The 13,589-nt window shown below is 44.4% G+C and carries 12 protein-coding genes; 8 read left to right on the forward strand and 4 right to left on the reverse strand.

Annotated features, from left to right (window positions below; genetic code table 11):
• The first annotated feature begins 489 nt into the window (after positions 1–489).
• Entirely contained in the window at positions 490–1,032 is a 543-nt protein-coding gene (locus tag F6K52_RS21060; RefSeq protein WP_293082087.1) for a hypothetical protein, read from the forward strand.
• A gap of 96 nt (positions 1,033–1,128) precedes the next feature.
• Here the strand turns inward: F6K52_RS21060 and F6K52_RS21065 are convergent, their stop codons facing one another.
• On the reverse strand, positions 1,129–1,953 hold the full coding sequence (locus F6K52_RS21065; protein ID WP_293082090.1) for a P pilus assembly protein, chaperone PapD: 825 nt from the start codon (positions 1,951–1,953) through the stop codon (positions 1,129–1,131).
• 668 nt (positions 1,954–2,621) lie between these two features.
• Here F6K52_RS21065 and F6K52_RS21070 point away from each other — a divergent pair.
• The gene (locus F6K52_RS21070; protein WP_293082094.1) at positions 2,622–4,706 is read left to right on the forward strand and encodes a tetratricopeptide repeat protein; all 2,085 of its coding nucleotides are present in this window, start codon (positions 2,622–2,624) and stop codon (positions 4,704–4,706) included.
• 116 nt (positions 4,707–4,822) lie between these two features.
• On the opposite strand, the gene F6K52_RS21075 is transcribed toward F6K52_RS21070, so the two are convergent.
• Positions 4,823–7,180 carry a DNA polymerase III subunit gamma/tau gene (locus F6K52_RS21075; RefSeq protein WP_293082097.1) on the reverse strand — a complete coding sequence of 786 codons (2,358 nt, stop codon included), beginning with the start codon at positions 7,178–7,180 and terminating at the stop codon, positions 4,823–4,825.
• Positions 7,181–7,437: 257 nt separating this feature from the next.
• Here F6K52_RS21075 and F6K52_RS21080 point away from each other — a divergent pair, with 257 nt between their 5' ends.
• From F6K52_RS21080 to aroF, 6 genes are all read left to right on the forward strand, one after another.
• Entirely contained in the window at positions 7,438–7,740 is a 303-nt protein-coding gene (locus F6K52_RS21080; RefSeq protein WP_008188499.1) for a hypothetical protein, read from the forward strand.
• Positions 7,741–8,149: 409 nt separating this feature from the next.
• Entirely contained in the window at positions 8,150–9,388 is a 1,239-nt protein-coding gene (locus F6K52_RS21085; protein ID WP_293082100.1) for a GNAT family N-acetyltransferase, read from the forward strand.
• A gap of 111 nt (positions 9,389–9,499) precedes the next feature.
• On the forward strand, positions 9,500–9,967 hold the full coding sequence (gene ruvX / locus F6K52_RS21090) for a Holliday junction resolvase RuvX (protein ID WP_293082103.1): 468 nt from the start codon (positions 9,500–9,502) through the stop codon (positions 9,965–9,967).
• Positions 9,968–10,015: 48 nt separating this feature from the next.
• Positions 10,016–10,285, forward strand: a complete 270-nt coding sequence (gene rpsO / locus F6K52_RS21095; protein ID WP_070395791.1) for a 30S ribosomal protein S15 — start codon at positions 10,016–10,018, stop codon at positions 10,283–10,285.
• Positions 10,286–10,320: 35 nt separating this feature from the next.
• A complete protein-coding gene (locus F6K52_RS21100; protein WP_293082106.1) occupies positions 10,321–10,842 on the forward strand; it encodes a PAM68 family protein in 522 nt (173 codons plus the stop codon).
• 527 nt (positions 10,843–11,369) lie between these two features.
• Positions 11,370–12,434 carry a 3-deoxy-7-phosphoheptulonate synthase gene (aroF, locus tag F6K52_RS21105; RefSeq protein ID WP_293082109.1) on the forward strand — a complete coding sequence of 355 codons (1,065 nt, stop codon included), beginning with the start codon at positions 11,370–11,372 and terminating at the stop codon, positions 12,432–12,434.
• A gap of 93 nt (positions 12,435–12,527) precedes the next feature.
• Here the strand turns inward: aroF and F6K52_RS21110 are convergent, their stop codons facing one another.
• Positions 12,528–13,340 carry a carbon-nitrogen hydrolase family protein gene (locus F6K52_RS21110; protein WP_293082112.1) on the reverse strand — a complete coding sequence of 271 codons (813 nt, stop codon included), beginning with the start codon at positions 13,338–13,340 and terminating at the stop codon, positions 12,528–12,530.
• Between the two features lie 65 nt (positions 13,341–13,405).
• The coding region (locus tag F6K52_RS21115; RefSeq protein ID WP_293082115.1) for a hypothetical protein at positions 13,406–13,589 on the reverse strand (184 nt) is incomplete at its 5' end.

A 13,589-nucleotide genomic window follows, 5' to 3' on the forward strand; every position in this document is an offset into this window, starting at 1 on the left:
TGAACCCACCCCTAACCCCTCCCAGGAGGGGAAGGCAAGAGGCAAGAGGCAAGAGGCAAGAGGAACCCACCCCTAACCCCTCCCAGGAGGGGAAGGCAAGAGGCAAGAGGCAAGAGGCAAGAGGGACAAAATATTGTGTACCTCATTCCTAAACTCAGCAAACGTGAGTCTAGCTTACTTTTGACTTCTGACTTCTAACTTCTGACTTGCGCGTAGCGCTATATGTGAGCCATTAGGCACTAATAACTAGTAATTAATAAAAAGTAATATTTATATAAATTTTCTATATAGCACTACGCACTATGGTTAGGACAAATTAATAAAAATTAAAATCGCTCAATCCCTTGATTACTAAGCTTTTTTATTCACTATTGCCTATTGCCTATTGCCTATTGCCTGGCGCGTAGCGCTATATCTTTGGGAATAATCCGGATGGTAATAGGGGAATAATACGGATATAAAACCGTAACGTTATCCCAGGAAATTACCATGTCAAAAAAACTGATAAAATTCCTAGTAATTACTACGATAACTGCCTTGGCCATAGCCGCTAGTACTATAGGTGCTGGTGCCCAGTTAGCGACATCTGACCAGGAGTTTATGTTTTTTGGAACCGTGGAGGGAGTCGGTTCATTTGTTAACGTAGAAATCGGAAGTCTAGAAATTTCTGAGAATCGATTGACCTCCAGGGTTGAGCAACCCGCTAGAAGTAACCTAATATTTAATTCTAACGTCACCGTCAGTATTGGGGAATTGATTCCCTTGAATGAGCGGTCTCGGAAACTTTTAGAGCAAGCAACTCAGATAGAGTATGGCATCTTAGGTCGTCCTGTGGGTGGCAGTCCAGATACCGAAATTATTGAGATACTCTCCAAAAATGGTCAAGTAGTTGATAATCGAGACCAATCCACAGTAGAAACTAATGAGTCTGTTAACTACGATCTTGTGGCTTCTTTGTCTATTGAATCTTTGAGACCACTGGTTGCTGGTGAATATCTCTATAAGTTTAAGATTACTGTTTCTCCTAATTAGTTTTCAAAAGAAACATTAAACAGGTAAGCTTGCACAGGATTTTAGAGAGTAGTTTTGAACTTTTCTCAAAGGTCTGCTGATTGACCTACTCTGAATTTACCTACTTTGAGCAGTGGTGCTGCTGGGAACAGTCAGATTAATACTAAAAGGCAGGGTTTGTGAATTCTCTTCTTCGCCCCAAAGGAAGGTTCCAGTCAATTGGTATTGTCCAGCTGTCAATTCCTTGGCATCACTAGGATATCTGATAGAAATATTCCGTTCTCCCCCAGCAATAACTGTCCATTCGTTTTGTTTGCCAGTGGTGACCGTAGTGCTTCCCTGTTTCAGAGTCCACTCCACCTTGGGACGTGCAGTGGCATTGCCACTGTTGCTAACCTGTAAGAGAATCTGCTTACTCTTGTGATCAAAGCTCGCTTCCTCTACCGTCAACTTGGGAGAAATATCTCCATGACGTACATAGACAGTGACACCAACGCGAGGTACTATGCCCATACTGACACCACCACGGTTATTCTCGGAATGTTCGAGATTTTCTGTGAAAATCACCGCCCGATATTCCCCTTTATCCATACTGGGAGGAAAGCGGGAAATCATTCGGATGCGGCGAGTTACTCCTGGTTCTACTACCAACTCACGAGGGGAGAATTGTAGATAAGGGGTTAAATCATTAGAGCTAGATTCCAATGCTTCAAACCCATTTTCATCGTAGGTGAAAGGTGTCGCATAGACACGGGCTCGAAATGCCTTATTACTGCGATTGGTGACGTTGATGATACCTCTAGCTTGACCTCGTTCTGCTTCTTCTTCAATAACTAAAGGAGAAACTTGAACCTGAGCTTTAGCTAATCCTGGAAATAGCACCAGTGCAGATAAGGCGCAACTACCTAAATAGGATATTAAATGTTGATTGAGTTTAATCATTTCTAGAGAATCGGGAATCGGGAATCGGGAATCGGGAATCGGGAATCGGGAATCGGGAATCGGGAATCGGGAATCGGGAATCGGGAATTTAGAATTGAGAATTTAGAATCTAGAATTGGGAATCGGGAATCGGGAATTGGGAATTGGGAATCGGGAATCGGTAAAAATATGTGTACCTAATTAATAGAAAAGTAAGCGTTTAGCTTATGGGGTACTTGAGGTGCTACTTGAGATGCCAACGGCTGACCGCTGACCGCTGACCGCTGATTGCTGTTCGCGTAAGGTGCGCGTAGGGCATAAACTTACGATAATTTAGTAAACAGCGATATACTTTAATCTATTGTTGACTAAAATTATGGTAATAGCTATGGTTAAAATTACTGATTTTTATAGAGTATTATTTTTCAACAATCGTTATAAATACGGATATAGTAATCCTAATTCATTTGTAAGTAATCACACAAAAACAATTACCGATTTTACAAAATCAAAAACCTGATTTTGTAAGCATTACCAAAAATAGGAGGAGGTAATTTATTTTGTAATGATACTTAAAGAATACTTCCCTTAAAATCGTCCTGAGTGCTAAGTACTGATAAATTAAGCCACGATCACAGAATATTCAAGTTAAATCCTGACTTAGGCAACAAAACCAGGAAAAGGTTGATATGGAATCCCTTTGCTCTGACACCTATGCCAGCATGATAGTAACGGACATTGCCTCAAATCAAGAAATTTCCAGTTGGAATCGGCAAACCTATCAACGTTTGAAACTCGCTTTGAGTATTGGTCTGCGCCGCCAGCTTTTTTTGGCAGTGTGTGATGACCTGAATCTGCGCAATCAGCTAGCAGATCAACTATACCGGGAGTTAGGCTTATGTGCAGCAAACGGGTCAAGGAACCACCAAGGTTACCCAAAGTTGGTCAGCCTGAATTTAAATCTGAGCGAACCCAATCCCTTAGCTCAGATTAGTCAATGGTTAACCGACCATGAGGAATCTTACACTTCTGAAAGTATACCGGGATTTCAGATTCTGGGTATAGAAAACTTAACACGGCAACCTGCAGCACTGCAACGATTGTTTCTCAGGCATTTACAGTCAATTGGGAATAATCTCAGCTACTGGGAACTGACTTTCTTGCTGTGGTTGCCACGACCTTGGTTTTATTCCATTCAGCAGTCGGTACCAGAATTTTGGCAACAGCACACTGGTTTCTTTGAGTTTGAAGGAGAACCAACACCCCTATCTCAAAGGGTGGCTGATACAGCACAGGATTCTTACACATTACCCCCTTCAACAACAGTAATCGATCCTGGTCAGGAAGATGTGGAGACACTGTCACGGCAAGAGGATATGTTGACAGTTAAAAGTTTTAATGTTGAAGCTTCAAACGATAACTTTCAATCAAAGAATGTGCGACTTGAAAATCACAGTGAAACACCACAAGATAACTTACAACTAAATAACCTGCCACCGACAACTGAAACTGAAACACCACAAGATAACTCTGAACCAAATAACTTGCAACCTGGAACTCAAAAACCATCTACAGGCCAAACCTATCTTGAATTGGGCAATCATTATCGCTATCTGATTGAACAAGGAGATGCCTCTGAGGAAAACTTAGTGATCGCAATCCAGGCTTATGAGCAGGCGCTGCAATGGTCAAAATTCACACCTATCGAAGAATCCGCTATCCTCAATGATGTAGGAAATTTCTACTGGATGCTATCTCGTTGTCCGAACAATGACAACCTGATGGTCTCTTATTTGGAGCAAGCCATTAAGTGCTATCAAGTAGCAGTAACTGACTTTTTAGCGGAACAATCTCCGGAAATTTTTAGCATGATACAGAATAATTTGGGAACAGCTTATGGAGAGTTAGCCCAGTACCAAGATTTAGCTAAAAATCTGGAAAATTCTATTCGCGCCTATGAAGAAGCTTTGCGCTATGGCGGTGCTGACCATGACTTGGTTAAATATGCTTCAACCCAAAATAATTTAGGAACCGCTTACTGGAATCTAGCGCAATATCAATCACCAGTGCCTAATTTAAAAAAAGCGATCGCAGCCTACCAAGAAGCCATCTCTCATCATGACACCACAGCCAATCCTCATAATTGGGCAATGATTCAAAATAACCTGGGTACGACTTACTGGAGTATTGCCCAGCACGAACAACCAACAGTCTGGTTGAAGCTAGCGATATTTGCCTATCAAGATGCTCTCAAATACCGGAAACCGGAGGTTGACCCAGCTGGCTGTGCTGCAACCCAGAATAACCTAGGTACCGCCTACTGGCACTTAGCTGACCAGTTAAAGGAGGAATATGGGGCAAAAGTAGAATACCTTAAGCAATGTATAAGGGCTTATGAAAATGCTCTTGCGATCGCAGGACATCAACCACACCCCTCTGACCAAGTCTCTAACCAGAACAGATCACCTGTACCAGTTAACTTTGATATTATAGCTACCTACAACAACTTGGGGCTAGTGAATTTCCAGCTAGCCACACAGCCACAATTTTCGTTAAGCAAAGGGTCTAAGTTAACTCATTTAGAAGCTGCCCTACACCAACATGTGCAAGCTTCTATGGGTACAGTTGATCAACCCGAAACCTACCAAATTTCTCTGAACTACCTGATCCACACCATTCGGGCATTCTCTCAGGAAAATGGTCCTGCGGGACAAAGTTTTGCCCTTTCTAAAGTTCCAGGCCAGCTATTACCAGAAATTTTGCCTCGCCTATGAGCCTAGGAATTAAAATTACCAAATTATTTGTGATAATTTTTGATGCCATATTCCCTACTCCCTGCTCCCTGCTCCCTGCTCCCTTTCCTAGCCCAATTTACAAATTTTTAATAAGTCTAAAAAGATAGTTCACCATCTTCATCATATTTTAACTGTTGGGGCTTATTCTGAATCTTTCTAGAAAACGGTCTTGGATCAGATTGATTTTCGGCTACTGATGATTCGGGTTGCTTTTGGTCAAAGGTACCCTGATTATCCTTGACAAACGACTCTACTAATGGCTCTTTGGCCATGAGTTCATTATTACTCAGCTCATCATTTAAATCAATAATTTCTCCGCCAAAACAATCTTTAATTTTTCCTAAAGCTTGCTCTATTTTATCAGCATCCCAGTCTAAGTCAGGGAAATCATAGGCTGGCCTAGATAATGCTGGACTCGATAATGCTGGGCTGGATAATGCTGGGCTGGATAATGCTGGGCTCGATAATACAGTCTCCGCTGCTTCAGATGTTTCAGAATTGCTAGGAGGGGCAAGGTTTTCTGGCTGGGATGGTTGGGGGGATGGGTTTACCGCTGGCTTTGAAGAGTCACTGGTGCTAGGTGGCACAACTAGTTTGGCCTCGGTTGAATCATCCTTTGAATCCCTTTTGCTGTTTGAAGATTCCTGTGGTGCTTCTGGGGTAGTAATTGGTGCAGGTAATTTCTGAGTTGGTACTGCTGGTAGGGTCACTCTTGATTGAGGAGCGGTCTGGGTGGGGAGTGCTCCTACTAGTTGAAAATTAACTTTCACATGACCTGGATGAACTTTGGCAAATGCCTTTTGAATTTGGGGCAACATTCCTTGTATGAGCTTTTGTACACCCTTCTTTTTGATGCCAATAGATGCCTCTCGGCCATTGAAAGCTAATAAACAGCCGTTGCTACGCAGTATTTCTCTAGAGCCATCCAGTTCAATATTATGAATGACCTGTTGCCAAACCTGCTCGATTTCGTAGGGCTGGTTGCTAACCTCGCTATCTCGCTCAACCCTAGCGCTATGGTCAACACCCTGATTCGGTGTTGAGGTTGTCACTAAATCAGGGGTTTTGGGTATGCCATTGGTAGAGGTGTCCGGGTGTGATTGAAACCCTAACCTTTCTGAAGGTTTAGGCTTGTCAGTTTGCTGCTTAGTCTTGGGCTTCTGAGCTGGTTGACTTTGATGCTCTGGTGTAGCAGTAGTCTGATCTGGTAAAGAGGTTGGTTGATGGTATGGCTCTTTTCTGGGCTGATGTCTCGCAACTGGTGGTAGGTTAGGCTGGTGCCTAGGTTTAACCGCAGGTGCTGAGGGTTTGACCGATGGATTTTTAGGGAATAACTGTGAGGTTTCTAGGGATTGAGAGGCAAGAGCCGCTGGCAATAAACCCATTAGGGTGACTTCTAACCAGAGACGGGGCTGGGTAGTATTTTTGATCTGAACTTCACTGTCTTTTAGATGCTGTTGACTACGTAAAATACTCTCCACATCCAGCTGTGTAGCTAACTCACACAGCTTCTGCCAGGTGGGCAGGGTGATGGCTGATAAATTATGACGAGTAGGAGCAGTTTTAGCAATCAACAAATCTCGGTAGAAACTAGTAAGATTTTGTAGGATAACTAGGGGTTCTCGACCTCTATCGATCAGATAGCCACACTGTTCTAGTACTGCTACTGGTTCAGAAGATGCGATCGCGTTTAGCAATGCCAGCAAGTCTTGTTCAGGTACTGCCCCCACTAAATCCCAAACCCGCTCTACCGTGACCTGTTCATCTAACAAACTCAGTTGATCTAGCAAACTTTCTGCATCCCGGAGCCCCCCTTGAGCCCCTTGTGCCACTAAGGTTAAGGCATCTGGTGTAATAGTTATATTTTCCTTAACTGCAATATCCTTTAGATGAGACACCATTGCCTCTAGGGGAATGCGGCGAAAATCAAAGCGTTGGCAGCGGGAAATAATGGTGGGTAATACCCGTTGAGGGTCTGTGGTAGCCAAGATAAAGACTACCCGCTCCGGCGGTTCTTCCAGGGTTTTTAGAAGGGAGTTGAAGGCTGCGGTACTAAGCATATGGCATTCATCGATCACATACACTTTGTAGCGGCACTGGAGTGGGGCAAATTGAGCCCGTTCAATGATTTCCCTGATATGATCTACACCGGTATGACTAGCTGCGTCCATCTCAGTCACGTCCAAGGATAAACCACCAGCGATCTCACGGCAGACGTGACATTCCCCACAAGGAAATGGAGTTGGCAAATCAGTATTGAGACAGTTGAGAGACTTAGCTAAAATCCGTGCCGAAGAGGTTTTGCCCGTACCTCTAGGGCCAGTAAACAAATAGGCAGGGGCAATGCGCTCACTCTCGATGGCATTGGTTAGGGTTTTTGCGATCGCATCTTGCCCCACTAAATCCGCAAATTTCTGGGGACGATATTTGTGATGTAGGGGTTCGTAGCTCACGACTTTGTGCTGTGGGGGGCTTACCGGATTGGTCTAGTAGTGTTTTACTAATAGTGTTTTAATTTTAGGCAAGACAGATGGGGGTCTTGTTAGGGATTGCTGGAGAGAGGGGTTTGTTGAACCTTTATCTTCGGTGGTAATCTTTCACCAAAGATAGTAACAGGGATATCAGACTCCCATACTACTGATGGGTTAGTTTACGTAAACTATATAATCGAGCATTTCTACCTCATCGATATATATCTTTTGTTTTAATTATGGAATCAGCTATTTCTTCTTCTGTTAGTACAACTGACGAATTACCCCGTGAGGTGAGAGTTGCTCAACTGCGTAATCTGGTAGAAACTCTACACATCGCGGATGAAATTGCCAGCCAAGGCTACCTGATTAGTAGTTCTGAACTGGCGGATTTAATGGATGTCAACGCCAGCGCTGTCACTAGTCGGGGTAACCACTGGTCTTGGCGCAACTGGGTTGTGTCCAGGGTCAGGCGTGAAGGTAATCAAATTCTGTGGCAGTTAGAACGGGTAGACAAAGGGAATATAATGGATGAAGACTAAGCCTTACAATACCTAGATAGGGGCTAAGTATACTACCTTGAGACTATGTTGGTAAGCAGTCAGCGGTCAGCGGTCAAGTTATTTGATTCAAAAGCTATTCGCACCTCAAGTAGGTTGGCCACAGGCTGTTGGCTGATACGCGACACGCGCGCATTGCTTACCTATGTTGAGACTATGTTGAGTGTTTACCCTTGACTGACTGTTAAGGATTAACACTCAACACTCAACAGTCCCACTGGTGCATTAAACCCCATGAAAACAACTTGATATTACTTATATGTCTTGTCACAACTGGGATGATGGGAAAATAGCTAATATATTGGCAGTAACCCTAGTCTTGCAAATGTAGGTTACAGCGCAAGAACATGGGTCAAACAGAGCGAGCAGCTTCATGGCATCCGTAACCAAAATGACTTCACCTGTCTCGGAAAACCCGAAGAACTTGATCCGCCCATTTCAATACCATGATTTGGCAGCAATAGAGAAGCTAGTGCAACAGACAACAGATGGCCAGAGTAAGATCTGCCCATCCGTTGTCCCACAGCCACTTAAACACGTTAGAGGCTGGTATTGGTTGCTGAAGTTTTTGAGTTGGTTTCCCAACCCCTATCAGTACAGCTTTTGTATCTATGTGGCTGAGGAACTCCAAAAGCTGCGCGGACTGATCAAAATTTCCCCATTTAATCACACCCGTAGTACTTGGCGGGTGGAGCAGGTGTTAGTTGATGCCAACACTCCTATAGTGAGTAACACCCTGGCAACTAGAGACATTGGATCGGCTCTGTTGCGCCATTGCTTTGAAAAAATTTGGCAAGCGCGAACTTGGTTATTGGAAGTCAATATCAATCATAAAAGTTCACTGGCTCTGTATCGGCAAAACGGATTCCAACCCCTAGCTCAGATGACCTACTGGGTGATTGAGCCAACACTGCTGGAAAAATTGGCGGTTCGTGAACCAGATTTGCCGAACCTTTTGCCTGTCAGTAACGCAGATGCTCAGTTGCTATATCAACTGGATACGGCATCAATGCCACCAATAGTGCGTAAGGTTTTTGACCGCCATATCCAGGATTTTCAAACCAGTATGTCACGGAAAATCATTGATTCACTGTGGCAGTGGCTAAATCATACTGAAGTGATCAGTGCCTATGTATTTGAACCACAGCGTAAAGTCGCCGTTGGCTATTTTCGGCTGCGACTGTGCCGTGATGGTAACCGTACCAACTCAGCTGAGTTAACAGTTCATCCAGCCTACAATTACCTATATCCAGAGTTACTGTCTCAAATAGCACGAATTGCCCAAAAACTGCCTTCCCAATCCCTACATCTGGCAACGGCTGACTATCAAGCTGAGCAGGAAGAGTATCTAGCTCAGCTGGGAGCAGAACGGATTGAGCATACTTTGCTGATGTCCCGTTCTGTCTGGCATAAGTTGCGGGAAACCAAGTCTGTTACTTTTGAGTTATCGGATGTGCTTCAGGGGCTACAGCCAGCCAGAACCCCAATCCCCAGCCGCATATCCTGGTCACAATCCCCATCGAAGAAACACCGTGCTAAGGGGAAAAAGGTCTCTATTGGGGTTTCCCAGTCTAAGAGTGTAGTCTCTCAAGAGGAGAAGGTGTCGGTTAAATCTTCACCACAGAAGTAGTTAGATATCCCAAAGTTGGGTTATAGCTAATGTAAGGAACCTTCATACCTAATATGCCATTTCCCAAATTAGCTCTTTGACTGTAAATTGATTAGGATAGGAGCTTAAGCTATGGAAAGAATTTCAGCACTGGGATTGGATTTGGGAAGCAAACGTATTGGTGTGGCGGGTTGTGATGGGACGGGTTTGATTGCTACTGGTTTAACTACCATTGAGCGTACCTCCTTTCAAAGGGATGTTGACCAACTGCGAGAGTTAGTTGAAACCAGAGAAGTGCAGGTACTAGTGGTAGGTTTGCCTTATTCGATGAATGGGACTCTGGGTTTCCAGGCACAAAAGGTGCAAAAATTGGCGAGGCGATTAGCAGCAGCACTCCAGCTGCCGTTAGAGTATATCGATGAACGCCTTACCTCTTGGGAGGCTGAATCGCGACTTAAGGCGAGTAAGCGATCGCTTACCCACAATAAAGGACTCATTGACCGTCACGCTGCTGCTATTATCCTACAACAGTGGTTAGATAGGCGGCGCTCAGCTAAGCATCAGAATCCCCCAGCCTCGGGGAATTCAATCCCGTCTTGATGGTGATAGAATAGAAAGCTGTTGACTTATACTAATTAAAATTTATCCATGAGTCTAACTCAAGAACGTAAAACTGAAATTATTAATGGCTACCAGGTTCATGAAACTGACACCGGTTCGGCAGAGGTGCAAGTGGCTATCCTGACTGAGCGTATCAATACATTGAGTCTCCATCTACAAAGCCACAAAAAAGATTACTCGTCGAGACGGGGATTGTTAAAGATGATCGGTCGCCGCAAGCGCTTACTTAGCTATATTCGTCAAGACGATCAACAACGGTATAAAAACTTGATTGAGCGCTTAGGTATTCGGGGATAGACCCTAGTTTAACAGACCCTAGTGTAAAAGAGTGTATGTCTACTGAACCGTCACGGGATCGATTGCCTTTTGAACCACGTCAAAAGCGCAAAAAGAACCCTAAAGCCCAAAATTCATCTACAAATCCCCAAACTACTCCTAAAGAAAAACCCAGTAAAACTACTGTCAAGCAAGATAAGAAGCAAGATAAGAAGCAAAATAAGAAGCAAAATAAGCCAACGGCTGCCTCAAATGACTCAATGACAATCCCCGATGTGGTCAGTAAACGGATGGTGCGTCGGATGGGTCTAATGTGTGGTATTCCTAGTTTCTTAGGGATAGCTACATTTGTGGTGAGCTATTTATTGATCACACAGGTTGGGGTAGAGTTACCCCATGTGGCAGTGATTCTGGTGAGTATGGGATGCTTTGGTCTAGGTGTGTTGGGGTTGAGCTATGGTGTTCTTTCTGCTTCGTGGGAGGAAGATATACCAGGAACCTTTTTTGGTTGGCAAGAGTTCACCACTAACCTAGGCAGATTGACATCAGCATGGCGTGCTGCTAAGACAAAGACTTAATCCTTTGAGGATCCTATGGTCTCAGTTTGGGGATAAGGTTACCAGGTAGGAAGCACTTTTTCGCTTCCTAACTAACCTGGGCAAAAAACTTGTTATGTTAATTAACATATTGTTATATTGATTAGTTATATTTTTTCCGTTATTCCGCCTCAATCCAATATTATACAAGGGTAATTTGCTCAAAATTTTGGTTCAAGCAGATATCGCGACTATTGAAATATAAATATAAGTCAAAAAGGCATATATAGAGCCATAAAGTGTTTTATAGAATAATAAAGCACTCTGTCAACAGCAAAGGGAGTAAAAGGGAGTAACTCGACCATCTACCACCCACATTCCCAGACTGGGGCTAAAGTCCCTAAGCTGTTAAGAATCTAGTTGTATGACACACTCTAAGGGAAATCTTGGGTTTCAGCCTTAGAATTATCTTTGTTTACATGTACAACCAATTAATCGGCTCTTAGTCGGCTCGTTTTTCATCCCCGGTCATTAGACGCGGGGTTTATAAACTCACGAGGATTTTTTTTATGATAGTAGTCATGAAGGTAGGCTCTCCAGAAGTCGAGGTTACTCGCCTTAGCCAGGAACTGAGTCAATGGGGGCTGACTCCAGAAAAAATTGTTGGTAAGCATAAAGTGGTGTTGGGTCTAGTCGGTGACACCGCTTCTTTAGACCCCCTACAAATTCAGGAAATTAGTCCGTGGATAGAACAGGTACTGCGGGTAGAGCAACCGTTTAAACGAGCTAGCCGTGAGTATCGTCATGGGGAAGCCAGTGAGGTGCTAGTGCCAACGCCCAATGGGCCAGTGGTCTTCGGTGAACACCATCCCTTGGTGATTGTTGCGGGTCCGTGCTCCGTAGAAAACGAGGAGATGATCGTCGAAACAGCACGCAGGGTTAAGGCATCAGGAGCAAAGTTCTTGCGGGGAGGTGCCTACAAACCCCGGACATCCCCCTATTCCTTCCAGGGTCATGGGGAAAGTGCTTTGGATTTGCTAGCCAAGGCACGGGAAGAAACTGGGTTGGGCATCATTACTGAAGTGATGGACACGGCTGATGTGGATAAAATTGGTACGGTAGCAGATGTTCTGCAAGTTGGTGCCCGTAATATGCAGAACTTCGCCCTACTGAAAAAAGTCGGGGCTCAAGATAAGCCAGTACTCCTGAAGCGGGGCATGTCAGCAACTATTGATGAGTGGTTGATGGCTGCTGAATATATCCTAGCAGCGGGCAATTCTAATGTGATTCTTTGTGAACGGGGAATTCGGACTTTTGACCGTAAATACAGCCGGAATACCCTAGATCTTTCAGTACTGCCAGTCTTACGACTCCTAACTCACTTGCCGATTATGATTGACCCCAGTCACGGTACAGGGAAGTCTGAATATGTTCCAGCTATGGCAAAAGCGGCGATCGCAGCTGGAACTGATTCGTTGATGATCGAAGTTCACCCCAACCCCGCTAAAGCCCTGTCTGATGGACCACAATCCTTGACACCGAATCGGTTTGATGAGTTGGTGAAAGAATTGGCGGTCATTGGTGAAGCCGTAGGGCGTTGGCCTCAATCTGCTGTGGCTGTTGCTAGTCATTAGTAGTTATTTTGTAGTTATTACCTGAGTTCGACATTATCAACTTGATCCAGAACTCAGGTTAATTAAGACTGATAACTAATAACTAAGAACTAATCAAGCAAAGACTCTGTGTTCTAGACAAGGCATCTGTTGGCGCACTTGTTGGAGACGGTTTGGGTCAATTTCTGCGATCGCAACTCCTGGTGTGTCTCCAGCATCTGCCAAGATTACCCCCCAAGGGTCCACTATCATCGCATGACCATGGGTGTAGCGCATGGCATAGTGACGACCAGTTTGGGCTGGGGCAATCACATAGCAGGTGTTTTCTATGGCTCTAGCTTGGAGCAGAACTTGCCAATGGTCTTTGCCAGTGTAGGCGGTAAAGGCAGCAGGCACAAACAATACATCCGCTCCATTCTGGGATAAGTGTCGGTAGAGTTCCGAAAATCTGACATCATAACACACAGACAGTCCCAAATTGCCGAATTCTGGGGACGAGTAGACTTTGGGTAGTTCAGTTCCAGCCTTAACTGTCTCTGATTCTCGATAGGTATTCCCATCAGGGAGGTTAACATCAAATAGATGAGCTTTATGGTAGCGAGCTAGTTCATTGCCACTCGAACCGATGAGTAGGGCAGTATTGTAGACTTTACTACTACCCACTGGTACCGGAAAGCCACCACCAAGGATGGTGACCTGGAACCGTTGCGCCATAGTTTTGAGGAATTGTTCACTTCGCTCTGCGATCGCATCAGCGTGGGTAATTTTGTCTTCCTCTGTACCAAGAAAAGAAAAGTTTTCCGGTAAACTGATCAGCTCAGCACCACGACGCACGGCTAGGTCGATCAGTTCTTCTGCCTGAACTAGGTTTTGTTCTAGGTCAGGGGAACTAGTCATTTGAATGGCAGCAGCAAGATAGCACTTCATTATGATTCAACGGTAGAGTTCTCAAGATAGAAACATATTAAGACAGATATTATACCGAGTTGCATTCAAAGATAGTAGATGGGTTGGATAGGGAGATAGGGAGATAGAGAGATAGGGAGATAGGGAGATAGGGAGATAGGGAGATAGGGAGATAGGGAGATAGGGAGATAGGGAGATAGGGAGATAGGGAGATAGGGAGATAGGGAGATAGGGAGATAGGGAGATAGGGAGATAGGGTAGTGGTACACA

It is taken from the genome of Moorena sp. SIO3H5 (genome assembly GCF_010692395.1).
Taxonomy (GTDB): Bacteria; Cyanobacteriota; Cyanobacteriia; order Cyanobacteriales; family Coleofasciculaceae; genus Moorena.